We start from the raw sequence: 25293 nt of genomic DNA on the forward strand, positions 1-25293 counted from the left end.
AATGGAGGAAGCTTAAATAGTGGAATGTGAGGACTAGGAATTAGGTGGTGCCAGTGCTAACAACCCTCACAGTAGAGAACTACAAGTCAATAGAAAGAGTGAGACTTGAATTTTCAAGAATAAATCTACTCATAGGGCCGAATGGTAGTGGAAAAAGCTCAATTCTCGAAGCATTTGGTCTTTTAGCCAGAAAATTAGTTCCTTTTTCTGATAGAGAGTTCGAAAAAGTAGTTCACATGCATGACAGCACAAGAAAAATCGTGACAACTGGAGAGTTCAGAGAGTTCCCTTTCGCCAAGATAACTTATAAAGTTCCCCTATTTACTCACATCCACAAAATTGAAGGAGATAAGAGAAATAAGGAAGTCACTTCATGTGCTAACCGCAAATAGGCGGTTGAGAAGAACCCATGGGAGCATGTCAAAGGGTATCCTCAAACTCCAGAGGACGCAGTTAGGTTAAAGAGAAGGGATATGTAACTCTTACGTAAGACATAAAAAGATTATCTCTATAAAGATTATCTTGGTGCGTATAATGTTTGTCAACCGAAAAGATGAGCTAAACTTCCTCGAGTCCCTGTACTCCTCTAACAAAAAAGAGGTGCTCATTCTTTACGGAAGGAGGAGGGTAGGAAAGACAGAGCTCATTAAGAGGTTCATTAAAAACAAAAACGCGGTATACTTCCTTGCGGACAGGGGAAGTTTGAGAGCAAACGCCAGGAGATTTTATCTGGAGGCCAGTGAAGTCCTGGATTTGCCAAAGGTCAGTGTGGAGGATTTTAGAGAGGCATTCGAGCTCATAAAGCTCAAAGCCCCAGAAAGGATCGTGGTTGTTATTGACGAGTTCTCTTATTTATTGCTCTCAGATAAGAATACCCCAGCCGTGTTTCAGCATATAATTGACGAGATCCTCGACGACAGGTTCTTTCTAATACTCTGTGGGTCAATAATTGGACTTATGGAGGGCCTAATGAGCTATAAAAATCCGCTCTACGGAAGGAGAACGGCCCAGCTGAAGCTAAAACCCCTGAACTTCTTCCACGTAAGGGAGTACTTCAGAAAAACCCCAATAGAAAACGTTGTGAGAATTTATTCAGTAACCGGGGGAGTTCCCATGTACTTCAAACTTTTCACCGGGGAGAACTTTGAGGAGGAGCTGTTGAGGAATGCCTTCTCTCCAACTTCGATACTCTACGAGGAACCGGAGTTCATGCTTAGGGAGGAGCTCGGTGACGTTCACAGGTACTATCTAATCCTCGAGGCGATAGCACACGGAAAACACAAAGTAAGTGAAATCGCCCAGTTTGCAGGAATAGAAGCCAAGGACATGCCCAAGTACTTAAGGGTTCTCACGTCACTCGAGCTTATCAGAAGAGAAGTTCCGGTAACCGAACAAGAAAGGAGCAAAAAGGCCAGATACTACCTTAATGACAACTTCTTAGCCTTTTGGTTTAGGTTCGTGAAGCCGAACAAGAGCAAGATAGAGATGGGAACTTTTGAGATGAACTGGGGCGATTTTAACGCGTACGTAGGAAAAGCGTTCGAGGGAGTAGCCAAGGAATTCCTCATTGAGATGAACAAGAGGAAAGGATTGCCCTTTAAGTTCTCAAAGATCGGAAGGTGGTGGCACAAAGGGGAAGAGATAGATATAGTAGCCCTAGGAGATGACAAAGCCCTCTTCGTCGAGGTAAAATGGAGGGAAATAAATAAAAAGGAAGCAAGGAGAGTTGTGAGAGAGTTAGAGAGAAAAGCTACCCTCCTAGACTTGAACGTTAAAGAATATTATGGAATATTTGCTAAGCGCATAAAAGAAAAGGATGAGCTTAGAGAGCAGGGGCTGTTGGCTTGGGATTTAGACGATTTAGACAAGGCCACCAAAATCTTTTAACTCCCGTTAATTCATTCCCGTGCATATGAAAAAGCTTTACGAGTTGCACCTCCTAACCTCAGCCCTGAGGATTGTGGGTGATGCCATAGAAAGCGTTGCCCTACCTTGGAGTCTATTAAACAGGACAAATTCTCTCCTGAGCATAGGAGGCTTTGCACTGTTCTCGCATCTTCCCTGGGTTATCCTTCCACCAATCTTGGGGAGAACCCTCGATAAAACCAAGAGAAAGGTTAAGGTTGCATTCTTGGCCCTTCTCCTTCAAGGAGCACTCGCCCTAGCTATAATTCCACTATCATCAAATCTAATTGCCTTCTACCTGATAATATCTGGAATTTCTGCCCTGGACATCCTCCACCGCTATTATGGGCTTTCCTTGATAGCGTCGATGACCTTAAGGGAGGAGGAACTCCAAAGGCTCAACTCAACGCTGGCCACCGTTGGAAATATAACGTCGTTAATAGCCTTTCCACTCGCAGGCTTTCTCTCCCTAAAGCTCGGGATAAAGGCCATGGCAATTGACTCCCTGCTCCTCACGATCGGTGCGCTCTCATTGATACCCTTCCTCAACCTTGAAGTGGGTAAGAGGGAAGCTGAAAGCCATGAAACCGTGAAATTTAATAGGAAGCTCGTCTTTGGAATCCTCACTGCAGTTCTAGTGTTTAACTTCGCGCTTGGATCCGCTAGAATATTCATATTCTCCAACCTAAGAAGGATTAAAGAGGGAGAGCTACTGTATGGAGTGCTAAAATCTGTAACAACCCTTGGCAGTCTAATTGGAGTGTCCGCGTTAGCATATATAACTCACAGGAGAAGTGTAGGAGTAAGTAGGCCTCTCCTGCTCGGGGTTGTGCTTCAAAGTTTAGCCTTGGCAATGCTCGGCTTTCCAATGTTAGCGGTTTTGTCGCTTTCCGTGTTCATCCTGGGGCTGGGAGGAGAGATGTTAAACGTTTCACTCGACAGCATAATGCAGAAGTACGTTCCGCTCGAAAAGCTTGGAACAATTAGGGGGATTTTTGATGCCATTGCAACCCTAATAATTCCGATCTCACAAATTTTGGTGGCGTGGCTTATAGAGGGAGGAGTTCCCCAGGAAGTTCTATCACTAAGCCTCGGAGCCTTAGCTATAGCTTCAGGAATCTGGATGTATAGGATAATTAAATAGCTCACCTTTTATACAGGATCTCCAAATCACTATGGGGGTATTATGTTGGTAAGGAAGGCTACACCCAGAGATAGACCATTTGTCGAGGAAACTGCAAGACTAACGTGGAACGGTGAAGACTACCTAGCTAGAGTCTTCGAGAAGTGGCTCAAAGATGAACACTTCTATGTTTTGGAGCTTAATGGAAGAGTAATAGGAACGGCCAAGCTTACCTTTCTGCCTGAAAGGGTTGGTTGGCTTGAGGGTCTAAGAGTCCACCCTAACTACAGGGGCAGGGGGTATGGGAGAGAGCTTCATAACTTCATGCTTGAGCTTGGCGAAAAGCTTGCAACAGAAGGAAAAATTGAAGCTTTAGAGTTCTCTACGTGCTTTCTAAACAAGGAAAGCATTGCAATGGCCAAGAAAGATGGATTTAAAGTAGTTGCCCGCTTCTACTATATCCAAAAGATCCTCATTCATGATGATATCCCAGAGAAAACCAAAATAGATCCCTCTGATGAGCTGGACATACCATATAGCTGGATGTTCCTGCACAACTGTAGGGAGAGCAGGAAATGGCTGAACAGAAAGGCCGTGATTAGAAAGTACCACGGCCTCAAGTTTTTGTATCCGCCGACGAATATGAATGAGCCCACTTTTACACCTTTCGAGCTTTCTCTCGAAGCTATTGAATCACTCCTCCCCGCCATAAGCTTTGAGACTGAGAAAATTGGCTACGACAGCATTGATATCATGCTACCCAAGGATAAGGGAGAACTGATAGAAGGAGCCAGACGTTCTGGTGTTCAGGAAAAGCTTGTTTAGGTGTTTGGAATGGATGATAGGCTCAGAAGTGCTGCGAGGCGCATAATCCGAGACTCTGCGCTCGTTGGAAAAGACGAAACGGTGCTGATAATCCACGGGATGCACAACAGAGACTTTGCCGGCCTGTTAGCGGAGGAGACCATGCGTATCGGCGCGTTCCCTCTCGTATGGAGCTTCGACGACTCCCTGATAAGCGATTTTCCTGAAAGGCCCCCAAAGGGTCTCGAAGCAATAATCAAGAGGGCTGACGTCGTGGTATGGCTCTCCCAGTACACGGCCGTTGATAATCTTCCCGAAAAGGTTCGGAGAAGAGTGTTTTCCTTCTGGGACGCCGTCTACAGCCTCCTGCAGGAGGAGAAGGTTCCCACACTCCTCGTGAACCTCCCATCACCAATGTGGCTTGAGGAGAATGGGATAGACCCTGATGAGTACCTCTGCGAGTTCGCCTCCGCGGTAAGCGTGGACTACGCCCAGATGCGCCAGCTCGGGATTAAGCTCATGGGGTGGCTCAGCGGAGCGAAGGAAGTTCTCATAACAGACGGAAACGGCACGCGGCTTAGGTTCAGCATCGAGGGAAGGGAGCCAGGCCTTGAGGACGGGACTCTCCGCGACTGCCGGCTGGAGCGGAGGGAGTGTGAAGTGGAAATTCCAGCAGGAGAGGTCTACATCGCACCAGTAGAGAGCTCCGCCTTCGGGAGGCTCGTACTTCCACACGATGGCCTTGAGCTGGAGTTTCGCGCCGGCAGGGTCGTCTCGGTGAGTGGTAAAAGAGCAAGCGAGCTCAGGGATAGGCTTAAAACTCCGGGGGGCAATGTGATAGCGGAGTTCGGAATCGGGCTGAATCCCGGAGTTAGACCTCTCAGCCTCAGGATCTTCGACGAAAAGGCCCTCGGGACGGTGCACGTGGCGGTGGGCCACAACCTGCACCTCGGGGGAGCAAACGAGTCAGAGATACACATTGATTTCATCCTGCTGGAGCCGACAGTGCTCGTAGACGGGAAGATGTTGATGGAAAGAGGAGTAATAAAGGAACAGGAGTAATAAAAGAACGGGCCACGTTAGCAAGATGATACCTGCCACAGTTATAGAAGAGAGACCGAGGCCTACTTCAACCATCTCCCTTTCCTACGAAAGGGAGCTGCTTCAAGAAGAACATGGCTCTCCTCGCGCGAGAGCTGTTTCTGGATAGAGGAGCTCTTCCTGAGGCCGGAGTTCAGTAGATATTGGAGGAGCTTTGTGAGAATCACCAAGATAGGCCCTATCCGGGACGGGAAAACTTATGCTTATTTACACCAAAATGAAGGAAAAGGAAAGATGGTTATTCTATGAACTTCTCTATTTTTTCTACAGGAAATTTAAGGTTTCACTTTTTCTTATATTTGGTACCTTATTTTCCCAAAATATGGGAAAAAATGAAAAATGATTTAATGCATCAGGACACACCTATTCGGAGGTGAGGCTCATGAAGATATTCCAAGTGACCAGAGAAAATCTCTCAGATTTTCAGGATCTCTACGTTGAATTCTTCCGCGAGCTCCGGGGAAAGCAGGGATGGGGCTTTAATGAGGGGGAGTTAAAGAGGGAGGCGAAAGAATACTTCGAGAGGGGAGACCTAATATTCATAGCGTACAAGGACGAACCTGCTGGATTTATAAGGTTATCTTCCAGAGAAGGCTGCTACTGGATTGAAGAGCTCTTCGTAAAGCCAAAATTCCGAGGACAAGGGATAGGAAAGGCATTAGTGAAACGAGCTGAGGAAGAAGTTAAAAAGCACGATGACGCACTTTACCTCTACGTCCTCCCCCAGGATAAAGATGCCATTGCGTTTTGGAAAAAGATGGGATATAGGATAGTGAACACGATAGAATTAATGAAAGATCTCAGCGATGAAAAAGTTCCTCTCAGGACAATAGAGATCCTGGGGGAGGAGTTCAAGATATTCAAGTGGAACAGGGAGAAGTATACAAGGGAAGAACTTGAATTCCTAGATTTACTAGAGGATTTCTACTCCAAGGGAGGAACCAAGGAAGAGTTTATATCAATCGTCAGCAGGGGCTTAAAGGAGTGGCTCTATGGATTAGAGGAGTGCGAAAGAGTACTTAAGGAATTTGATACACCAATAACTCCAAGGGAGCTATGGCTTTATTTAAATGCCGAGACCATTGAAAAAGATAGGTACACCCCTAAGGAGATACTCTCAAACCGATATCTCCTTCTTCATGAAATTGAGGAGATAAAGTGTCTAAAGGAGAGGGGACTAAAGATTAGTAGGGAGGTAATAATTAATAACCCATGGATAGTATATGAATGCCATTTAAAAGCTATGGAAGCCGAACTGAAGGTGGCTAATGAAGAGTGGAGGAAAAAGAGACTTAAAGACCTAGGAAAATATCTTAAACAGCCTCTTCCTAAGGATTTGAAAGAGAAAATTGAAGGACTAATAAACAAATATAAAGCTTATAAACCGGATGTATGAAAAAGCCTTCACAATGCGCTGGAGTGAAATACCCAAGGGTGCTAAGGCGTACATGATATATCATGCACTCATAGAGCCCCAATTGATCGCTTGGCTACTCCTTCCCCTCTACATGATGCTCACGGGCTACAGCGTTCTCGACGTTGGAGTGCTCTTCACTCTGGTCAACGTAGCCCTAATCCCAGCGACGTACATCATAGGCCGGGCATTCAATAGGTGGGACATCAAGAAAGGATTAATGGTGATAGATGCCCTCGATGGGATAGCTTACATATTTTACGGCCTAGCCCAAGGAGCTTATGCTTCAATAATGCTCTTCCTCGGCAGGCTAATAGAAAAAGTGTCAACTATCCTATACCCACTTTACAGGGCGTACGAGCAGATAATATATCCGGAAGATAAATATGAGGAAATATTCGCGTGGCACCTGAGGATACCGGAAATCAGCAGGTTAATCTCCTATCCAATCCTGGGTTACATCTTTGGATACGTATTCTTTAAGCCTGAATACTATCGAATGGCCTTCATGATCTTCGGCCTACTTTCAATCCCAACGATCCTCTACATCCATCTCTTCCTGCCCTCAGTAGGAAGGGAGGAGAGAATACAGCCGGAAGGATTTAAGTTCAGGGTTGGGGAGTTTAAGCTACTATTGCTTTTTGAAGCCCTGTTTACCCTATCTTGGGCCCTTGCCCCCACCTTTGTCTTGATAAACTACGTTGTCTTCACGTTACACAAGACAATCTTTGAGGTTACCCTGATAGAGTGTGCGAACAGCATAGCAATGATCCTGGGGACTTACCTTAGTGAGAAGTTCCCAAAGGAAAGGGGTTTCATTGCAATGTCCCTGGGCATGTTCATCTCAGCCCTGTACGCACTCATAATGGCCCTATCCCCTCCCTTCTGGCTTGCCATCGTTGCTTACATGCTCGAGGCCTTGGGGAGCGCGATATGGTTCCCATTCTACAGGGCATGGAAGTTCTCCCTAATCCCAAAGGATAGAGTAAGTGAGTTCCATGCTGCAATTTCGAGCTACAACCGAATTATCTCCCTGTTTGCACCTCTCATAGCTGGGGGACTAGCCACAATACATCCAACCCTTCCTTATGGCGTAAGTTTAATTACCTTCGTAGTCATGGCGATCCTCTTCCTTATACTCAGAGTGGCTCGAACTCGTTGAGGAGCAGGGTGTACTGCCTCGGCTCAAGGGCCTTCTCATCCACGGCCAAGACAAGTGCCGAATTAAGCATTAAGAGATGATCTTTGAGATTTACAAGGAACTTGAACACGCTCGGGAATTCGTTGTATATCAACAGATACTCAAGGCAATCAATTATTATCACGGCATAGCTGTTTTCTTTTGCGAACCTTATAGCGTATTCCTGGATCACATGTAACTTCGTCGGTGCAATACCTTCCTCAGAAGCTTGTGTTATCCATACAACTCTAACATTTTCTCCTAAATCTTTGTAAAAGTCTGGAGAACGAGTAAAAATGAGAATTGGGGCATTGAGTTCTTTTATCATGTTTATCAGATCAACGATTCTCGACCTTGCTCCCGAGATTATGTAGGCTCCTATAAGCTTCTCCCCTCCGCCGTTCTCACTAGCTTTCTTTTGAGACTGAATAATGAAGAGGTACTCTTCTTCTAGGAACCTAACGTACCAAGTTACCATTATCATCAAACCAAGGATCGCAAAGGAATATATGACATAGATCACTGATCCTATTTCTTCCCCTTTCGTTAGTTTCTCAAACATCTCCACAGCTCTCACGATAACAGCTGATGTCAGAAAACCCGTAAGTCCAATTACAGCCTTCCTTGCCTTTCCAGAATACCTATTTATTCTTTGGATGAAAAACATGAGCAGATACAGTAGGGAAATAGTTATCATCAGTGAATATACTAAAGTTAGATCCAAAATGATTCACCTCCATAACTGGATGTAACTTAATTAACTATGGCCTTACTTTGTTGTCCAATAATATGCAATGCTTTAATATTTTTCTATTCTATTTCGTAACAATTTGTGAGAAAAATCTTAGAGAAGGCTTGGAAAGGAAAGTTAAGATATTCGACCTTTTTCCTTTCTTATCGAATATGTGAGACCATACGCAGGCCAGAGGCCTGGGGGTTGTGAGTAATGATGGATATTTCTTAAAACTTTCTCGGCCTCCTTTTTGGTTCTCGCCTTAACAAGCAACTTTCCTGGTTTTAGAATTATATCAGCACGTGGAAGGTGAACTATCAAATCACTCCCCTTTATCTCAGGCTTAGCCCTCATTAAAAGAGATCTTAACTCTTTATAAGCATCTTCGGTTATTTCCTGCTCAAGAATCTGCTCGTGGTTCTTCTTAAACAATTTTGTCCAAAAACTATTAGATTCTTCCTCCTCCATCGGCGCTCTATACCTCCTTGCCAGTTTTCAATAGATTGTATGAGAACCTTTCTTTTAAGCTTTTCTCCAAGATAGGCAGAGAAATGATAAGAAAAGTCAAAGTATCATCCTGGCATCTACGGCAACTGCCGAATCCTCATATGCGAAGATTGGGTTTATGTCAATCTCCTTAATCTCGGGAAGCTCAAGAGCCAACTCGCCAACCTTAACGATTATGTCGGCCAATGCCTCGATATTAACGGGCTTCTCACCTCTTGCACCGGCGAGGATTGGATAAGCCTTGATCTCCCTGATCATGTCAAGTGCCTCATCCTTGCTGACGGGAGCGACCCTAAAGCTTACGTCCTTGAGGATCTCGACGAATATTCCACCAAGACCGAACATGACCGCGGGTCCAAACTGGGGATCCCTGATCATTCCAACGATGACCTCCTTCCCAAGCGGAAGCATCCTGTAGATTATGACACCCCAGAGGTCAGCGTCTGGCTTGTAGTTCTTTGCATTTTGCATTATCGTTCTGAAGGCTTCCCTTGCTTCTTCATCGTTCTTTATGTTTATCTTAACACCGCCAGCGTCACTCTTATGGATTATCTGGGGGGAGACTATCTTCATGACAACGGGATATCCTATTTCCCTTGCAAATTGAACTGCTTCGTCTTCGTTCCTTGCTACCTTGAACTCAGGAACTGGAATTCCGTAAAGCTTGAGAATCTCCTTTGCTTCTGGCTCAACAAGTGGCCTGTTCTCAGCCTTTGCTTTCTCAATAATTTCCCTAGCCTTCGCGATCCTGTCCATTTAAATCACCCCTGTAATCTTGACGTTTACCAATATTTTCCAGTGGTTAAAAGTATTTCCATTCATTTTTGAACCACTCAAACGTCTCTTTTAGGCCCTCTTCTAAGCTATACTTGGGAGAAAATCCCAGCTTTCTCAGCTTGCTTATATCCGCAACGCTCCTCCTTATATCTCCAGGCCTCGGAGGTGCAAAGACTACTGAGGAGGATGCCCCACTGAGGTCTATTATCTTTAGGGCCAGCTCAAGCACGCTTGTCTCTTTACCTGTGGCAACGTTAAATACCTCTCCTTCAGCCCTCTTCTTTTTAGCAACCAGCAAGTTGGCTTCAACAACGTCTTTGACATAAATAAAGTCCCTAGTCTGCTTTCCATCACCAAAGATCGTTAGGGGCTCGTTCTTTATTGCATTTCTCATAAATATACTTATTACACCCGCATATGCGGAGCTTTGCCTTGGACCGTAGACGTTGAAGTACCTGAGGACAACGGTAGGAACGCCGTATATTTCATAAAATACCCTACAGTAGTGTTCGCCTGCGAGCTTCGTCACGCCATATGGAGAGATTGGGGACGGTGCTTCACTCTCCTTAAGAGGGAGGTTAGGGTTATCCCCATAAACGGCAGCGGATGACGCAAATATCAGCTTCCCATTGCCTTCAGTAAGGGCCATCAGCACGTTTAACGTTCCAATAACATTCACTTCTTCAGTAAAAACGGGGTTCCTAACGCTCTCATCGACGCTTATTTGAGCTGCTTCATGAAATACATAGTCAGCTTCCCTCACTATATCGGATATCGCTTCAAAGTCCCTTACATCGGCATTTATGAACTTCACGTTTTCCGGCACGTTTTCAAGTTTCCCGGAGTAGAGGTTGTCTATGACGATGACATCATTGCCTTCTGCCAAAGCTTCTGCTATGTGCGAACCTATGAAGCCTGCTCCTCCCGTAACAACAATAAGCTTGTTTTTCATGTAGAAGGATTTTAAGGAGTTTAAATAAAATGGTTTCGGGGAGAAGAATGATCAAGGCTATAATTTTTGATGTCGATGAGACTCTTGTCTATTATGAAGGTTATTCACTAAAGGAGTGGTACGAGAAAGTTGCAATTCCGGCAATGAAGGAGCTTGGAGTTGTCATTAATTGGGAAACCTTTAGGAAGATGGCAAAAGGAGAGCTACCAAGGAGTTACGTTGAAAATTTTGGTATAGATCATGTGATGTTCTGGAAGGCCATGGACAGAGCGAACCGGCAATACAGAGAGAAACTGCTAAGGGAGGGAAGGATACATGTTTATCCCGATGTCGATGTCATCAAAAAGCTCAAGGCTAAGGGCATAAAGCTGGCTGCTGTTAGCAACGCATCCCAGGATAATACAGAGCTTGTTCTTAGGGCCTTTGGTCTCCTAAATTACTTCGATGTCGTTCTAGGCAAGGACTATTCCTATCTAGATGGTGTCAAGCCAAATCCTTACCTTATTGAAAAGGCTATGAACATCTTGAGAACCAAAAGAGAGGAAACTGTGCTCGTGGGAGACAGCGAACTCGATGTTAAGGCCGGAAAAAATGCTGGGATAAGAGTCGTCCAAATAGTAAGGGAGAAGAGGGTTGAGGGTGCTGATTATTATATAACGAGCCTCAATGAACTTCTTGATCTCATAGAGCGTGACTTCTGAGGTTTGTCAGCTTGATAAGAGTTTTTACTACTTTTTCATCTCCAAACTCCCCCTCAGGATCCATATCTTCAAGCTTTCTCCGGAGAGCTTTGAGTTCATCAAGTATATCATGCAGTTCGAGAGACTTCTGCATGAACTCCCAAGATGTATAGGGGCTCTCAAAAATTCTAGCTTGATAAGCAACTATTGCCATCCTGACGTTAGCTTCAGCCTGATCAAGCAATTCAAGGACATCTTTAACCTTCATACTTGTAAATTTGGGAAAATATTTAAAATAGTTTTTCCTAACATTCTGTTAGATAAAATAGAGTGAGCGAGAGGTGATGATTATGAGTGAAGAGTTGGGAAAATTGCTTAATGTCCTAGGGAATGAGACTAGAAGGAGAATACTATTCCTGCTAACTAAGAGACCCTATTTCGTTAGCGAACTCAGCCAAGAACTTGGCGTTGGTCAAAAGGCCGTGCTTGAACATCTAAGAATACTGGAGGAGGCGGGCCTAGTTGAGAGTAGAATCGAGAAGATACCCAGGGGAAGGCCCAGGAAATATTACATGATAAAGAAAGGACTGAGATTAGAAATACTACTAACTCCAACGCTCTTCGGTTCAGAAATGTACGAGCCTAAGGACATAAGAAAAAGTCCAGAGTACGAACAGGCAAGAGAACTAATAAAGTCTCAAGAGCCCATTGACATTAAAATGAAAGAGCTCGCAGAGTTCCTACATGAGCTAGATGAGAGGATAAGGGAGATCATAGAGGAGAAGAGAGAGCTTGAGGAAGTAAAGATGTTAGTAGAAACGTACATCGAGAACGTTATGAAAAGAATTTCAGAAGAGAACAGGACTATGATGGAGGAGATATTTAAAGAGATTGAGAGGGTATTACCTCCAGCGTACGCTCGGAGGATCAAGGAGAAGTTCATAGAAAACCTTTAAATGCCAAAGCTGTAGGTTGATGTTGATATGAAGAGGCTAGGAAAAGTTTCCCATTATGCAAAGCAGGGATTCCTGATAGTGAGGACAAGCTGGGTGCCCTCACTCAATGATAAGGTTATTGACAAGAACTTGAGATTCGTTGGGATAGTTAAGGATGTTTTTGGGCCGATTAAAGCCCCATACGTAGCCATCAAGCCAAAAGTTAAAGATCCCGAAAAGTACGTTGGTGAGGTACTCTATATCGACACTAGGAAGAAGAGGAGAGAGAAGAAACAAATGAGGAAAAAGAAAAAGTTCTGAACTGTGATGAGAGGGGACCTCGCCGATGTTGATAGGTGTGATTAGTGATACTCACTTCCCTAAGGCTTATTTTCCTGACAAGATTAAGGACTTTTTTAAGAAAAAGGGTGTTAAGTATATAATCCACGCTGGAGATGTGCAGGATAAGGCTCTGATCGAGATGCTCGAAGAAATAGCCCCGGTGATAGCCGTAAAAGGAAATGCTGATTCTTTTAAACTACCAGAGGAAGAAGTCTTGAAGGTGTTCGACTGGAATATCTTAATCATTCATGGACACCAATTTCTCTCATTAAGTTCTCAGAACTTAGTTTACAAAGCCCTTGAAGTAGGGGCAGATATTCTGATATTTGGACACACTCACAAGCCCTACTATAATGAATTTTCTTACATGAAGAAGAGGGTTACTCTCCTTAACCCGGGATCTCCTACCTTACCAAGGTTCAGCGAGCCAAGTTTTGCAATTCTCAACCTGAGTAAGGATGATGTAGATGTGAAGTTTTACAATGTTTGGACATTATAAGAACTCGTCAAGCTGATGAGAGAAGCATATATAATTGTAAGGACAGAACTTGCAGTGGGATCCTTTCGTTCCTGGAGGTACCTCATCCTCATCTAAGTAGAGTCTAATCTCATAGAAGAACTTCACCGTCTCCTTGAACAGTGTAGGATCATAAGGAACCTCGAACATCTTGAAGTTCTTTCCATTTATCCTGGGGAAATTGTCGAAGTTAAGTCCGTTCACAATTTTAACTGGATCGTCGTGAAGCTTAAGATAGTAGAGGTAGCCATATTCAGCCTCACTCCACCTGAGATATACGTTTAATTGGGCGAGATGATACTCAAGGGGAAACCTTGGTAAGAAAGACTTTCCCTTTATCTCGATGGGGAACTCTTTATAGGCATCCATTCTACCGTGGATTTCGAATCCCAACCTTGGAAACCTCAAGATAATCTCCTTCTCAAGTTCAAATCCAAACCTCTCTTCAAGTACCTTTCCTAGAACCTCATGGGTTCTGACTCCTTTCTCAAGCCTTGGCTTGGCAATCTCGGGCCATCTCTCCGGAAATCCCTTTAGTCTGAACCAGACCCTCCGAGGACATATTAGAGCTTCACTGGCGTAGAATTCTATCATTGAGCTCCCTCCAAAGAGGCGTCAGCTAATACCGACATCATCACAGCTCAGGCTGGGCAAGGCTCGTCATCCGCCAAGGATTACTACCGTAAGGGTTTTTAAGAACTTTATTGAATAACCCACTGCCGACAGCGAGGGTACAATTCCCTCGCAAGGGCTCGGTCCACCCGCCCCCGCAAGGTTTCGGGTTCGATGAGCGGGGTGTGCTCACGCCGAGCCCACAGGGCCGGTGCATCCGCCCGCGGGATCAATGACCGCTGGGTCTCTGTTGCCGGCCCACAGCAAAAATTTAATATTCTCTTTTCGAATAATAACCGGAGGTTATTGCATGGTGATAATACCCAGACCAATAGATCCCAGGGATATCAAGAAGATTAGGAAAGAGCTAGGCATAACCCAAGAAGAGCTGGCAAGAAAGGCTGGGGTAACCCAGGCGTACATAGCAAAGCTTGAAGCAGGGAAAGTTGATCCAAGGCTTTCAACATTTAATAGAATCCTTAGAGCCCTCATTGAATGTCAGAAAGCAAAGGTAACGGCAAAGAGGATAATGTCATCTCCAATAATCTACGTCACGCCAAGGGATAAAGTGGAGAAAGTCGTAAAGCTAATGAAGAAGTACAATATCTCCCAAGTTCCCGTTATAGATGGTGACAAGGTTATAGGATCAGTTACAGAAAGAGTCCTCGTTAGAAAAAGCCTTGAAGAAGAAGACATATACTCCAAAAGCGTCGAAGAAATTATGGAGGGGCCATTTCCTCTTGTAGCGGAGGACGAGGATTTAGAGGTAATTAAATACCTCCTAGAGGAGCACCCTGCGGTAATAGTGCAGGGAAAGAATGGAAGACCAATAGGAATAATTACGCGCTCGGACATATTTAGGCTGGGCTAACCTTAGGTGCACAACCTTTCTATCAAAAAATTTTCATAAGTTTCTCGTGAAATATTTTAATTAGGTGAAGCATTGTGAGAATAAAAGAACATCCTATTCTCAGCTTCAAACGTGGAAGAGAGATCACGATATACTATAAGGGACAACCGATAAAGGCCTATGAAGGGGAAACTATAGCAGCGGCACTTCATGCCGCTGGCATAAAAACTCTCAACTATTCTAGGGTGAAGAAAAGGCCAAGGGGTCTATTCTGTGCGATAGGCAAATGTTCCTCATGTCTAATGACCGTGAATGGAATTCCAAACGTGAGAACTTGCATAACCCTTGTTGAAGATGGCATGAGAATAGAGGAAAACAGGCCAGTATTACCCAAGGATATGGGATATGAAGGAGACGGAAAGGCAAAGAAAGTTCAAGCTGATATCATCGTAATAGGTGGGGGACCCGCAGGTTTAATGGCGGCAATAAATGCTCACGATGCAGGAGCTAAAGTTGTCCTTATAGATGAGAACCCAATGTTAGGAGGACAACTTGTAAAGCAAACCCATAAGTTCTTTGGGAAGAGAGAGCAGTTTGCCGGTATTAGGGGTATAAAGATCGCGGAGATCCTCAAAGAAGAGATAAAAAAGAGAAACATTGAAGTATATCTGGAGACTTCAGCCGTTGGGATATTCCAAAATGGGGATGAAAAGCTCGTTGTTGGCGTTAGAAAGGAAAAGGAGCTCATTGAATTTTATGGAAAGGCCGTGATAGTCGCCACGGGGGCTATGGAAAAAACTATTCCCTTCGAGAACAATGATCTGCCTGGGATTTATGGAGCTGGTGCTATTCAAACGCTAATGAACACATACGGGATAAAACCGGGAGAGAAAGCTCTAATAGTCGGAGCTGGAAACGTAGGGCTAATTTTAGCCTACCAGCTCATACAGGCAGGGGTAGAGGTCAAGGCAATAGTTGAAGCGATGCCCAGGATTGGAGGATACTTCGTGCACGCTGCAAAGGTTAGAAGACTTGGAGTACCGATTTTAACTAGGCACACAATTCTAAGAGCCGAAGGAAGAGAGAGTGTTGAGAAGGCAGTTGTTGCAGAGATCGATGAGAAATGGCAACCAATCCCAGGAACAGAAAAAGAGTTTGATGTCGATCTAATTGCGATCGCAGTTGGTTTAAGACCCAGCATAGAGTTGTTACAACAAGCTGGATGCCAGATAAAGTACGTTAGAGAGCTTGGAGGGCACGTAGCCGTTAGAGATGAATGGATGGAAACGACGGTCAGGGGAATATTCGTTGCAGGAGACACTGCAGGCATAGAAGAGGCCACTACCGCAATGCTCGAAGGAAAGATAGCCGGGATTGCAGCGGCATTAAGGCTTGGAATAGCAGATAAAAGTTGGATTAAGGAGATTGAGAAAGCCCAAAAAGATCTCGAGGAATTCCGCTCCGGTCCGTTTGGAAGGCACGTTGTTGAGGGTATTAAAAAGCTTCTGGAGGCATTGCAATGAGCGAGATCCCAAATTATTTAAGGTTCGGTTATATAACTCCCGAAGAGCTATTCTCAATAATCCCAAAGCCAAGCGAAGAGAGGCTCAGGAAAAGGCCTGTTGCCGTTCCAGAGTGTCCCCAACAGATCCCCTGCACCCCGTGCAAGGAGATATGCCCAACTAATGCTGTAATAATGGAGCACCCAAACGATATCCCCAAAGTAGACTATGAAAAGTGCATAGGTTGCTCACTCTGCGTCCAAGTCTGTCCTGGGCTCGCGTTCTTCATGATCCACTACGTAGGAGACAAGGCAAGGATAACGATGCCTCATGAACTCCTGCCACTTCCAAAGCCCGGCGAAGAGGTAGTTCTGCTAAACAGGGTTGGAGAGGAAGTTGGAAGGGGAAAGGTAGTTTCAGTTGTTCCTAGGGAGAAGACGAGAGGTGATACTCCCATAATAACAGTTGAAGTGCCCATAGAGCTTGCCTGGGAGGTTAGGGCTGTTAAGGTGGTGAGAGAATGAGGATAGTGTGTAGGTGTAACGATGTGACAGTTGAGGAAATTGAAAGGCTTATAGATGAGGGGGTTACGGATCTTGAGGAGCTCAGGAGACTCCTGAGAATAGGCATGGGGCCGTGTCAGGGTAGAACATGTATTCCAATAGTTATCTCAATCCTTGCTAAAAAAACCGGAAAAAAACCAGAAGAAATACAGCCACCTAACGCGAGATTTCCAGTTAGGCCCGTGAAGATTGAGGCCCTCACGGAGGGGGGCAAATGATTGGGATAATTGGGGGAGGTATCATAGGGGTCGCCACTGCCTATGAGCTTGCAAAACTTGGCGAGGAAGTTGTCGTGTTCGAGAAGAGGTACTTTGGCTCAGGCTCAACCTTTAGATGTGCAAGTGGAATCAGGGCCCAGTTCACTGATGAAGCCAATATAAAGCTGATGAAATACTCGATAGAGAGATGGAAGCAACTAAGCGATGAATTAGGACATAACATAATGTTCCAACAGACCGGCTACCTATTCTTGGCTACTAGCGAGGAGGAAGTTGAAGCATTTAAGAACAACATAAAGCTACAGAACAAATTTGGCGTGCCTACAAAGCTAATAACCCCAGAAGAAGCCAAAGAAATAGTCCCACCCCTAAATGCGGATGCATTCCTCGCGGGAGCATGGAATCCTGAGGATGGCAAGGCAAGCCCGTTTCACACTCTCTACGCATACAAAAAGGCAGGAGAAAAGCTTGGAGTTAAGTTCTACGAGTACACAAAGGTCATTGACATAGAGGAAGGATGGAGAATAAAAACAACTAGAGGAGAATTCAAGGTGGATATTATAGTGAACGCAACGAACGCATGGGCAAAGGAAATTAACGCAATGATAGGGAAGGACGTTGTTCCCATAAAACCCTTCAAGCATCAGTTAGTGAAAACCGAACCAATAGAAAGGGGTCAGATAGAACCCCTTGTTTGTCCCCCAGCATGGAACGACAGTTATGTAATTCAGGATGGAGAGGACGGAGGAGTTATATGCGGAACGGCCTTAGAGTACGAATCTTCGCCAGACGATGTATCGCCAACCTATGAGTTCGCTAAGGAGGTTCTAAAGTGGGCAGTTAAGATAGTCCCAGCTCTAAGGCACGTCCATGTTGTAAGGCAGTGGGCAGGACACTATGCTAGAACCCCGGACAACAACCCCGCTATCGGAGAATTAACTGAGAACTTTTATGTGGCGATTGGATTCTCGGGACACGGATTCATGATGGCTCCGGCGGTTGCTCAAGCACTAGCTGAGAGGATAGTAAAGGGAAGAACAAAAGTGCCGTTAGACTGGGAATGGTTCGACCCATGGAGGTTTGAGAGGGGAGAGCTTAGGAGCTCAGCCTTCCAGATAGGTTAGTCCATATCTAATATTTTTCTCAACACTGAACCAACCACGTAACTTGTAAGGAAGTACCAGCCGAAGTACCCGAGTTCGTCAGGTTTTAGTGCTGAGTGGTACATCTTGTGGAATATATCAAACAGAAAGAAGTTGAATGGATACTTAACTATCGCGACCTCCGTATACCACCTCCTCAACCAACCCCAGAACACTATGACTATTGGCCAACTTATAAGCATTGGCTTAAAGAAAGCATCTTTCATTAATTCATTTTGTAACCTCAATAGTTCCAACTGTTTTTGCTGAACTTTCCTCAATTTTTTCTCATCTCCGGATTCTCTAGCCTTTTGAAACTCTTCCTGAATTTCCTTCGCCATTTTTTGTAATCTTTTCATTTTCTCCCGATCAACGAATACGTAATTCAAAAAGACAAAGAATGCCCCAAGGATAACACCCGATAACGTAACTACCCACATTGGATGAGCCGATCTCAAGAGCGGGCCAAATAGCTCGTCCAAAGCTATGTAAATTCCCTCAAGCATATTCCTTCACCGCCAGATCAAGTATTTTAACAAGCTCATTAACTGCTTCTTCAAGCCCCTTATCTTCGTGGTTTTCAATAATCTTTATCAGGGCATTTGAATGCATCGCATAGGCTATTGCAGCAGCCCTATTTAAATCTTGGTGTCTCTGGATTTGCTCCTCAGTTTCCACATCCCTGTCTCTTTTCAAGTCCCTCAACCTCCTTCCCAAGATCTCCGCCGGAGTTGCCTCAATTATCACAATGAAGTTTGGGTTAAGTGTTCTTATTACATCGTAGGGGAGACCCAAGAGGTACCCATGGGGAGTTTTTATCGTCGCATGGGTATCTATTAGAATGGGCTCCTTCTTAGCCATCTTAGCTATCTTCTCGGCAACTTTCTTTTGTAGCTCCCTCTGAACAGAAAGAGGTAGTTTTCTCATTTCATCCCTATGCTTTACGAGGCCAGCCTTGACGGCTTCTTCAAACATCAAATCACCAAAATTAACGAGCCTAAACTTGGCCCTCGTCCTCTGGAGTGCAAGCCTAGTGATCGTGCTCTTACCCACCCCAGGGATCCCAGTTATTATGACGACGAATGACATTTAGCACCCCCAAGGTAGGAAGCAGAAGAGTGTTTAAAATTATTTTGGGGAAAGGGGAGGTCAGGAAGCAAAGAACTTTCTGAGCGCTGGGAACATTTCACTAATCTGCTCTCTGGCTATCTCCTCATAGAATCTATAGATGATACCAACGGTAAGGAGTATTCCGGTTCCAGTTCCTAAGGCACCAAGGAAGTCTGCTAGCACTGCTATTAATGCTACAGTTAGTGAGCCCCAGAACGTCACGTAAGGTATGTACTTTTGCAGTACCCTCTCGAGGGTTCTTGGGTCTCTTCTAAATCCTGGGATCTGGAGACCTGCCCTTTGCAACTGCCTTGCAATTGACCTCGCATCAAGACCCGTAAGTTCAACCCATAGGAACCCAAATAGTAGGCTGAAAGCTACGGTCATTAGCAGGTACACGAGCGCCCTCACGGGATGGTCTATAACTGTGAATATGTTCCTTGGAGGTATTACGTAGAGAACAAAGCCACTTATTGGATTTCCAGTATTTGGATCAAATGTTCCAAGCCATGGATGTCCATACCTATATAGCAACCTAGCCCAAAGCTGTATATTAGCATAGAGAGCAAATGTAAGGATTATCGGTATGTTACTGACGTACAGGAATCTTATCGGGTATCTTCCCCTAATCGTTACTCCCCTGTACCCTAAAGGTATCTCAACGCGCATGCTCTCGAAGTACACGACCACGAGGAAGACGATTATCGTAGCTATAACTGCGAGCATATCCGGTGCGGTTCCACCTCTATAGATGGCCCCCCAGAGATCTCCCTTCAGTATGTGCTGAATGAAGTACGGGATGGCTCCAACGATAGCTGGCTTACCAGTTAGGGGATCTATTATGTTAGGATCTGTCAATGGATTAAGGCTCCTCGTGAGTATCCTCTGTGAAACTCCAGCTGCTATGAATAAGCTTATACCGCTCCCAATACCCCACTTACTCACGAGTTCATCTAAGACTATCAATATTATACCGCCCATTGCAAGCTGGAGTATCATGAGCACCGCTATAGCATGAGTGACATCTATCCCGACCCTCCCGAAGGCTCCACCGAGCACCCAAATGGTCGCCTCAAAGAAGCACATGAATACTGAGAATACCCTCTGAAGTGCTTGGTAGAACCTCCTATCCTCAGGATTTGCAAGGTCAAGCTTTATTATTTCAGAACCAACTAACAGTTGAAGAATTATACCGGCGGTAACTATAGGTCCTATTCCCAAGGTCAAAAGAGAGCCATTTCTACCGGCGAGAACAACTCTAAGGAACTGGAAGTAATCCTGTATCTGCTTTGGAATTCCATAAACGGGGATTTCAGCCAGAACATAGTACAGTATTAACGCAAGCCCCGTCCACATAAACTTCTCCTTTAATGGAACGTGTCTCTTTGGTCTTTCAACTTCTGGAAACCATTTCTCCAAGGCATAAATAACCTCCCTAGCCCCCATGGTTCAACACCATTGCCCTTTTATGGAAATCATGCAAAAAATAAAGGGTTTAAACGAGAACGGCCTCTCCCCCTGCAGCCTTAATTTTCTCCTCGGCCTTGGGGGAGAAGGCCTTTGCCTTTATAATGAGAGGTCTGGTGAGCTTACCAGTACCCAGCACTTTGTCAGCAAACTGGGTGGTATCGACGACTATTTTACCTTCTTCCTCGTAAGCTATGCCCATCTGCATTAGCTCATCCAGGTGCTCATCGATGAACTTAAGGTTCACAATCCTAACTTCCCTCTGAACTTCGGGAGGTCTTGAAAAGCCCCTCTTCCCCAGGTGATCTGGAGCGTACTTGATCGTCCAGGTCCACTTGCTCTTGTTCCTCTTACCAGTACCGGCCATTCCTCTACCACCCTTGCTTCCACCGCCCCTGTGCTTCTTCTTGCATCCCCATCCGTGAGTGTGACTGCCCCTCAGCTTCCTAACCTTCTTCCTCCTCCTAATCATCTCGCCCACCTCAGAGCATCCTCTCAATGAGGTCGTTTATCTTCTCGCCCCTGTAGCCAAGAGCTCCTCCTTCCTTAAAGGAGCGCTTCTTGCTCCCCCTGAAGCCTCCCCTTGGTGGGTGAAGCCTGAAGACGGGCTTAAGGTTGGGAAGATCCTTAAGGCTCATCTCACCGTTAACTACCTTCTGTGCGAACTCCTCTATTGTCATGCCAAGCTTCTCCTTGACGTATTCATCCGTTACTGGCTTGTTCCCAATTAGTCTGCCCCTCTTCTTGATCAGCTTTGCAAGAGTTTCAGCATTTATCTCGCCCCACGTTATGTAGTCCTTAGCCTTCTGGAGCATGCCAAGGTAGCTTGGCGTGTCATCGACGATGACACAGTGGTTAACCCTGTGGAGGCGAAGCATTGCGAGAGTATCTCTAACTGGCCTCTTAACGTTAACCCTACCCCTGATCCTTATTACTGCAAGCTTTGCCATCTCTGCTCACCTCACTCCAAGGTAAAGCTTGCGGGCATTGCCCTTCCAACGACTATTCCGTACCTCTCTATCATTTCGGGAGTTATGACGACCCTGTTCGTGTTGTAAAGGGCATTGAATACAGCCTTGGCGAAGTTAACTGTTGTTCTAGTCTCACCAAGGGTCTGAGACCACACGTCCTGAATGCCCGCGAGCCTCAGTATCTTCTTACCGACGTCACCTATAACGAGACCGAGACCTCTTGGTCCTGGGATAAGCTTGACCCTAACGCTACCTTCTTTACCCTCGACGGTGAATGGCACTGAGTGAGGCCTCCTACACCTGCACTCCCAAGAGCCACAGCCCCTCTTAATCTCAATTATGTTGAGCTTAGCGTAGTTTATAGCCTTCCTTATTGCAATTCCAACTTCCCTACCGTGGCCAATTCCAAGGCCAACATAACCGTCCCTGTTTCCTACCGCAGCAAGAACCCTGAACCTGACCCTCCTACCGCTGTCCGTCATCCTAACCGTTAGAGCTATGTCAAGGATCTCCTGGTTCTCCCTTGCGTTTACTTCTGGAAGTAGCACATCAATTATCTCCGGCTCCTTTATTTGGTAACCCTTCCTGAATATCTCGTGAATGTCAGTTATCTGACCCTCTTTAACGAGCATTCCAAGCTTAGTCTTTGGCTCCCACTCATCCAAAACCCTCTTGGCGTACTCCTTCCACTCTTGGCTCATTCTCTCGCCCCCTCACCTTCAAACTTCTCAATAATTCTCGCCTTTACCTCTTCAAAGTGTTCGGGGAGCTTCTCAGGATCCAAACCCTTCTCAAGGTAACCGCCAAATTGCCTCCTAAACCTTTCCTCATCCTGCTCCTTGAGCATCTTAGCATAGTTAGCTATGTGCTCTCCCCTTATCCTGTAATCCTCAGGAAATATCTCTGGGCTGTGAGGAACGTTCAAACCTGCATCAACAGCCCCCTTAAGCACGGCGAATACTGAGCTTCCCCTGACGGGTGGGTGGAGACCTATGTCAAGTATTGCTTCTTCAATTCCGGCCTTCTTTGCTTTGTAACCTATAAGCAGGCCCAAAAGGTAGGCTGAGGGAGTGTTACCACAGTGACCCTTCCAGCCGAAGTCCCTTATTAGTTCCCTGGTGTGAGCTGAAACCAATGTTCTGTCTCCCTTGGGGTCGTAAACTATTATCTGGGCTATGTGATGGTTGAGACTCTTCCTAACGACGAGCCTTGGCTTTCCAGATTTAAGTAGCTTGAGCCTCTTCCTATAGTTCGTCTTCCCCTCTCTCCTCCTCCTGAATGGGACCCTATACCTAGGACCGTGAGCCATTTCTCTCACCTCACTTCTTCAAAAGACCGTGCTCCTCAAGGAAGAGATACAACTGGTGCTTGCTCTTGAACTGTCCACCCTTAGCTCTTATGTAGAGCATCCTGTAGGTCTTCCTGTCTATCTTCTTCTGCTCCTTAAGCTTCCTGAGTTCCTTTCTGAGGGCCCTTATAGTCTTGATCCAGAGCTCCTTTTTGCCCATCCTTGCGGTCTTCTTACCCTTCCTGCTTCCTGGACCCCTGTGCCTTCCTTTCTTCTTCTGCTCGTGCCTTATCCTTGCCCTGTACCTGCTCTGACCCTTAACGGGCTTCTTCTTAATCACGCCCTCCTTAATGAGCCTCCTTATGTCCTCCCTAGTTATAGCCGAGGCAACATCATCAACTCTCTCGGGGTCAATCCATATCCTGTTCTCGCCACATTTCAACAGCTCAGCCGCAATTCTCCTCTGCATCTTGAGGGTGTTCATGTTACCACCTCACAATCTTGGATTTAGCACCTTAATTCCGAGTTCCTCGGCCCTCTTAAGGATCTCAATCCTCTTCTTCCTTCCAACGGTGTGAGCTATCCTTGCAGCTTGCCTCTTTGGATCAAGCTTTTCGAGCTCCTTAACATTGTGAACAAGGACTTCCTCGTAGCCACTTGGGTGCAGTCCCCTAACTAGCCTTGGAGAGCTCCATCCAATGCTTGGTGATCTTGGCTTGCCCTTGAGCTTGAGCCTCATCTTGCTATCTATACCCTTAGGCCTCCTCCACTTGGGATCATTCTTGAACTTGGGATACCTCCACCACTCCTGCCTGAGGAACTTGGGCTTCTTCCTCTTGAGCCTCGCCCTCACACGGAGGAGCCTCTTAAACTCCTTCTCGTCCATTTATCTCACCTCAGAATGTTATGGGCTTTCCAGCCTTCTCAACGATGTATATACCGTCCTGGAATACTCTCCTATCCCACTTGGTAATTCTAGTCGCCTGTTCAATGTTTGCCGCGGTCTGACCAACTGCTTCTTTGTCAATACCTTCAACGATGATCTCCTGACCCTTAACCTTGACAGTAACACCAGGAAGTATCTTAGCCTTCCTGGGGGCCTTTTCACCGAGGAAGTTCTCGATTATAACTTCGTCACCCTGAACCTTGACGGTAATCGGGAAGTGGCTGTAAACTACCTTAAGCTTGTACGTGAAACCCTCGGTGACACCCTTGATCATATTGTTTATGTGGGCCTTGAACGTCCTTACTATAGCTATGTCCTTTCTCCTTGGGAAGTCCTTGTAGATTACCACCTTACCGTCCTCGGTGAATATCTGCACCCCTGGCCAGAAGAACCTCCTCTCAAGTTCTCCCTTGGGTCCTTTAACCTTTACAACGTTATCTTGAACCGTGACCTCAACACCCTCTGGTATTTCAATCTCTTCCCTAACCCACGCATCGACTGGCATTCCTCTCACCTCAGTAGACGTAAGCTATCAATCTCCCGCCAATTCCCTTCTCTATAGCCTCCTTATGACTCATAACTCCCTGGGATGTAGAGACGATTAGTATTCCAAACTCGAATGCCGGGAGGAATCTCTTCTCCCACTTCTCGAACTCTGAAACTTTCACCGGGAACCTTGGCTTTATTGCACCAGCCTTGTTTATCCTGCCAAGGAGCTGAACCCTGTAAACTCCAGCCCTTCCATCGTCGATGAACTCGAACTCGCCGATGTAACCGTACTTCTGCATGACCCTAAGTACCTCACCGATGAGCTTTGAGGCCGGCTTTATGTAGACCTCCCTCTTTCCGACCCTCTCGCTGTTGGTTATGTGGGAGAGAGCGTTTGCTAAGGGGTCAAGTAGCGTCATCTTTTCTCACCTCACTCATACTTCCTGAAGCCAAGCTTTGGAGCTACCTCTCTAAAGCAGTGCCTGCAGAGCATTAGGCCATGAATCCTAATTATCGGCCCATATTGACCGCACCTAATACATCTTCTCGCTCCCTTTCCAAATTTCCTCGGCTTCCTCTTATTATAGTCAGCCTTCGCCATGCATCATCCCTCCACAATCTCAACTCCGAACTCTTCCATCATGTAAACCATACCCTCTTCCTTAGTAAGCTTGTGCCTTGTGGGTATCTTGGCCCTCTTTCTCTTCCTCCTTGCAACCCTAAATCCGGGCCTCTCAAGGGTTACACAAACATCCATACCAAAGATACCGATCTCTGGATCGTATTCAACCCCAGGGATGTTGATGTGCTCCTCAATACCAAAGCAGACGTTGCCGTGCTCATCAAAGCTTGAAGCTTTAAGCTTGTTGTCAACGGCCGCAAGAAGCCTCTTAAGCATCTCATAGGCCTTTGGTCCCCTCAGGGTTACTTTAACGGCTATCGGTTCTCCCCTTCTAATTCCGAAGTCCCTGTTAGTCTTCTTGGCCTTCCTCCTTATTGGCTTCTGACCAACCAGTTGCTCGAGCATTTTTTCGGCCTTTGTAAGCCTTTCACCGCTCTCTCCAACGCCTATGTTAATTGTGACCTTCGCGATCCTTGGCCTCCTCATTGGGTGAGCTTCCCAGTCGGCAAGTATCTCTTCCCTGTTTGGAATAGTGATTGCCAT

Annotated in this window: 35 protein-coding genes and 1 other RNA gene; 16 read left to right on the top strand and 20 right to left on the bottom strand. The window is 45.7% G+C overall.

Going from position 1 to position 25293, the window contains the following annotated elements; genetic code table 11:
- The first annotated feature begins 53 nt into the window (after nt 1–53).
- The 7 genes from P8X24_RS02230 (at nt 54) to P8X24_RS02260 (ending at nt 7509) form a co-directional block, all read left to right on the top strand.
- Complete coding sequence (locus tag P8X24_RS02230; RefSeq protein WP_372913866.1) at nt 54–392, top strand: AAA family ATPase; 339 nt, start codon at nt 54–56, stop codon at nt 390–392.
- A 142-nt stretch (nt 393–534) separates the two neighbouring features.
- Complete coding sequence (locus P8X24_RS02235) at nt 535–1887, top strand: ATP-binding protein (protein WP_372913867.1); 1353 nt, start codon at nt 535–537, stop codon at nt 1885–1887.
- A 25-nt stretch (nt 1888–1912) separates the two neighbouring features.
- Nucleotides 1913–3049 (top strand): MFS transporter, encoded by a 1137-nt coding sequence (locus P8X24_RS02240; protein ID WP_372913868.1) that lies wholly within the window; start codon nt 1913–1915, stop codon nt 3047–3049.
- A 42-nt stretch (nt 3050–3091) separates the two neighbouring features.
- Complete coding sequence (locus P8X24_RS02245) at nt 3092–3853, top strand: GNAT family N-acetyltransferase (protein ID WP_372913869.1); 762 nt, start codon at nt 3092–3094, stop codon at nt 3851–3853.
- Between the two features lie 9 nt (nt 3854–3862).
- Nucleotides 3863–4894: an aminopeptidase gene (locus P8X24_RS02250; protein WP_372913870.1), complete on the top strand. Its 1032-nt coding sequence runs from the start codon at nt 3863–3865 to the stop codon at nt 4892–4894.
- A gap of 421 nt (nt 4895–5315) precedes the next feature.
- A complete protein-coding gene (locus P8X24_RS02255) occupies nt 5316–6329 on the top strand; it encodes a GNAT family N-acetyltransferase (protein WP_372913871.1) in 1014 nt (337 codons plus the stop codon).
- A 13-nt stretch (nt 6330–6342) separates the two neighbouring features.
- The gene (locus P8X24_RS02260; protein WP_372914179.1) at nt 6343–7509 is read left to right on the top strand and encodes an MFS transporter; all 1167 of its coding nucleotides are present in this window, start codon (nt 6343–6345) and stop codon (nt 7507–7509) included.
- Here the strand turns inward: P8X24_RS02260 and P8X24_RS02265 are convergent.
- The 4 genes from P8X24_RS02265 to P8X24_RS02280 all read right to left on the bottom strand — a co-directional run bounded on the left by P8X24_RS02265 (nt 7487) and on the right by P8X24_RS02280 (nt 10496).
- Nucleotides 7487–8251 (bottom strand): DUF835 domain-containing protein, encoded by a 765-nt coding sequence (locus P8X24_RS02265; protein ID WP_372913872.1) that lies wholly within the window; start codon nt 8249–8251, stop codon nt 7487–7489. The two genes, P8X24_RS02260 and P8X24_RS02265, sit on opposite strands and share 23 nt — an antisense overlap.
- A gap of 144 nt (nt 8252–8395) precedes the next feature.
- Complete coding sequence (locus P8X24_RS02270; RefSeq protein ID WP_372913873.1) at nt 8396–8728, bottom strand: hypothetical protein; 333 nt, start codon at nt 8726–8728, stop codon at nt 8396–8398.
- 96 nt (nt 8729–8824) lie between these two features.
- Entirely contained in the window at nt 8825–9523 is a 699-nt protein-coding gene (gene acdBI, locus P8X24_RS02275; RefSeq protein WP_372913874.1) for an acetate--CoA ligase II subunit beta, read from the bottom strand.
- A gap of 46 nt (nt 9524–9569) precedes the next feature.
- Nucleotides 9570–10496, bottom strand: coding sequence for an SDR family oxidoreductase (locus P8X24_RS02280; RefSeq protein ID WP_372913875.1), 927 nt, complete (start codon nt 10494–10496; stop codon nt 9570–9572).
- Between the two features lie 47 nt (nt 10497–10543).
- Between P8X24_RS02280 and P8X24_RS02285 the strand changes: the two genes are divergently transcribed.
- A complete protein-coding gene (locus P8X24_RS02285) occupies nt 10544–11197 on the top strand; it encodes an HAD family hydrolase (protein ID WP_372913876.1) in 654 nt (217 codons plus the stop codon).
- Here the strand turns inward: P8X24_RS02285 and P8X24_RS02290 are convergent.
- Nucleotides 11178–11444, bottom strand: coding sequence for a hypothetical protein (locus P8X24_RS02290; protein WP_372913877.1), 267 nt, complete (start codon nt 11442–11444; stop codon nt 11178–11180). The two genes, P8X24_RS02285 and P8X24_RS02290, sit on opposite strands and share 20 nt — an antisense overlap.
- Nucleotides 11445–11526: 82 nt before the next feature.
- Here P8X24_RS02290 and P8X24_RS02295 point away from each other — a divergent pair, with 82 nt between their 5' ends.
- Genes P8X24_RS02295 through P8X24_RS02305 form a run of 3 tightly spaced genes read left to right on the top strand, consistent with a single transcriptional unit; the run spans nt 11527 to nt 12952 of the window.
- On the top strand, nt 11527–12132 hold the full coding sequence (locus tag P8X24_RS02295; protein WP_372913878.1) for an ArsR/SmtB family transcription factor: 606 nt from the start codon (nt 11527–11529) through the stop codon (nt 12130–12132).
- A gap of 27 nt (nt 12133–12159) precedes the next feature.
- Nucleotides 12160–12432, top strand: coding sequence for a Gar1/Naf1 family protein (locus tag P8X24_RS02300; RefSeq protein ID WP_372913879.1), 273 nt, complete (start codon nt 12160–12162; stop codon nt 12430–12432).
- A 25-nt stretch (nt 12433–12457) separates the two neighbouring features.
- Nucleotides 12458–12952 (top strand): metallophosphoesterase, encoded by a 495-nt coding sequence (locus tag P8X24_RS02305; RefSeq protein ID WP_372913880.1) that lies wholly within the window; start codon nt 12458–12460, stop codon nt 12950–12952.
- Here P8X24_RS02305 and cas4 read toward each other — a convergent pair.
- Nucleotides 12947–13564 carry a CRISPR-associated protein Cas4 gene (cas4, locus tag P8X24_RS02310; protein WP_372913881.1) on the bottom strand — a complete coding sequence of 206 codons (618 nt, stop codon included), beginning with the start codon at nt 13562–13564 and terminating at the stop codon, nt 12947–12949. The genes P8X24_RS02305 and cas4 overlap by 6 nt on opposite strands.
- An 18-nt stretch (nt 13565–13582) precedes the next feature.
- Nucleotides 13583–13638: C/D box small nucleolar RNA (locus P8X24_RS02315), an RNA gene on the bottom strand.
- 254 nt (nt 13639–13892) lie between these two features.
- On the opposite strand from P8X24_RS02315, the gene P8X24_RS02320 reads away from it, so the two are divergent.
- The 5 genes from P8X24_RS02320 (at nt 13893) to P8X24_RS02340 (ending at nt 17839) form a co-directional block, all read left to right on the top strand.
- A complete protein-coding gene (locus P8X24_RS02320) occupies nt 13893–14453 on the top strand; it encodes a CBS domain-containing protein (protein ID WP_372913882.1) in 561 nt (186 codons plus the stop codon).
- A 74-nt stretch (nt 14454–14527) separates the two neighbouring features.
- On the top strand, nt 14528–15955 hold the full coding sequence (locus tag P8X24_RS02325; protein WP_372913883.1) for an FAD-dependent oxidoreductase: 1428 nt from the start codon (nt 14528–14530) through the stop codon (nt 15953–15955).
- Nucleotides 15952–16458, top strand: coding sequence for a 4Fe-4S dicluster domain-containing protein (locus P8X24_RS02330; RefSeq protein ID WP_372913884.1), 507 nt, complete (start codon nt 15952–15954; stop codon nt 16456–16458). Before P8X24_RS02325 ends, P8X24_RS02330 begins: the two co-directional genes overlap by 4 nt.
- The gene (locus P8X24_RS02335) at nt 16455–16715 is read left to right on the top strand and encodes a (2Fe-2S)-binding protein (protein ID WP_372913885.1); all 261 of its coding nucleotides are present in this window, start codon (nt 16455–16457) and stop codon (nt 16713–16715) included. The genes P8X24_RS02330 and P8X24_RS02335 overlap by 4 nt, the downstream gene beginning before the upstream one ends.
- Nucleotides 16712–17839 (top strand): NAD(P)/FAD-dependent oxidoreductase, encoded by a 1128-nt coding sequence (locus tag P8X24_RS02340; protein ID WP_372913886.1) that lies wholly within the window; start codon nt 16712–16714, stop codon nt 17837–17839. The genes P8X24_RS02335 and P8X24_RS02340 overlap by 4 nt, the downstream gene beginning before the upstream one ends.
- Here the strand turns inward: P8X24_RS02340 and P8X24_RS02345 are convergent.
- From P8X24_RS02345 to P8X24_RS02405, 13 genes are read right to left on the bottom strand one after another with little or no spacing between them, the layout of a single operon-like run.
- The gene (locus P8X24_RS02345) at nt 17836–18363 is read right to left on the bottom strand and encodes an EMC3/TMCO1 family protein (protein ID WP_372913887.1); all 528 of its coding nucleotides are present in this window, start codon (nt 18361–18363) and stop codon (nt 17836–17838) included. The two genes, P8X24_RS02340 and P8X24_RS02345, sit on opposite strands and share 4 nt — an antisense overlap.
- Nucleotides 18356–18946 carry an adenylate kinase gene (locus tag P8X24_RS02350; RefSeq protein WP_372913888.1) on the bottom strand — a complete coding sequence of 197 codons (591 nt, stop codon included), beginning with the start codon at nt 18944–18946 and terminating at the stop codon, nt 18356–18358. Before P8X24_RS02350 ends, P8X24_RS02345 begins: the two co-directional genes overlap by 8 nt.
- A 60-nt stretch (nt 18947–19006) precedes the next feature.
- Complete coding sequence (gene secY / locus P8X24_RS02355; protein ID WP_372913889.1) at nt 19007–20413, bottom strand: preprotein translocase subunit SecY; 1407 nt, start codon at nt 20411–20413, stop codon at nt 19007–19009.
- A 49-nt stretch (nt 20414–20462) separates the two neighbouring features.
- Nucleotides 20463–20906 carry an uL15m family ribosomal protein gene (locus tag P8X24_RS02360; RefSeq protein WP_068323265.1) on the bottom strand — a complete coding sequence of 148 codons (444 nt, stop codon included), beginning with the start codon at nt 20904–20906 and terminating at the stop codon, nt 20463–20465.
- A gap of 10 nt (nt 20907–20916) precedes the next feature.
- Nucleotides 20917–21384 carry a 50S ribosomal protein L30 gene (locus P8X24_RS02365; RefSeq protein WP_372913890.1) on the bottom strand — a complete coding sequence of 156 codons (468 nt, stop codon included), beginning with the start codon at nt 21382–21384 and terminating at the stop codon, nt 20917–20919.
- An 11-nt stretch (nt 21385–21395) separates the two neighbouring features.
- The gene (gene rpsE, locus P8X24_RS02370) at nt 21396–22106 is read right to left on the bottom strand and encodes a 30S ribosomal protein S5 (RefSeq protein ID WP_068323259.1); all 711 of its coding nucleotides are present in this window, start codon (nt 22104–22106) and stop codon (nt 21396–21398) included.
- Complete coding sequence (locus P8X24_RS02375; RefSeq protein ID WP_068323258.1) at nt 22103–22714, bottom strand: 50S ribosomal protein L18; 612 nt, start codon at nt 22712–22714, stop codon at nt 22103–22105. The genes rpsE and P8X24_RS02375 overlap by 4 nt, the downstream gene beginning before the upstream one ends.
- 10 nt (nt 22715–22724) lie before the next feature.
- Entirely contained in the window at nt 22725–23177 is a 453-nt protein-coding gene (locus P8X24_RS02380) for a 50S ribosomal protein L19e (RefSeq protein WP_372913891.1), read from the bottom strand.
- Nucleotides 23178–23186: 9 nt separating this feature from the next.
- Complete coding sequence (locus P8X24_RS02385; protein ID WP_068323251.1) at nt 23187–23579, bottom strand: 50S ribosomal protein L32e; 393 nt, start codon at nt 23577–23579, stop codon at nt 23187–23189.
- 10 nt (nt 23580–23589) lie between these two features.
- A complete protein-coding gene (locus tag P8X24_RS02390) occupies nt 23590–24144 on the bottom strand; it encodes a 50S ribosomal protein L6 (protein ID WP_372913892.1) in 555 nt (184 codons plus the stop codon).
- Nucleotides 24145–24154: 10 nt separating this feature from the next.
- The gene (locus tag P8X24_RS02395; protein ID WP_011012950.1) at nt 24155–24547 is read right to left on the bottom strand and encodes a 30S ribosomal protein S8; all 393 of its coding nucleotides are present in this window, start codon (nt 24545–24547) and stop codon (nt 24155–24157) included.
- Nucleotides 24548–24558: 11 nt separating this feature from the next.
- Entirely contained in the window at nt 24559–24729 is a 171-nt protein-coding gene (locus P8X24_RS02400; RefSeq protein WP_010867449.1) for a 30S ribosomal protein S14, read from the bottom strand.
- Between the two features lie 3 nt (nt 24730–24732).
- Nucleotides 24733–25293 (bottom strand): 50S ribosomal protein L5, encoded by a 561-nt coding sequence (locus P8X24_RS02405; RefSeq protein WP_068323244.1) that lies wholly within the window; start codon nt 25291–25293, stop codon nt 24733–24735.

The organism is Pyrococcus kukulkanii, assembly GCF_041647995.1.
Lineage (GTDB): Archaea > Methanobacteriota_B > Thermococci > Thermococcales > Thermococcaceae > Pyrococcus.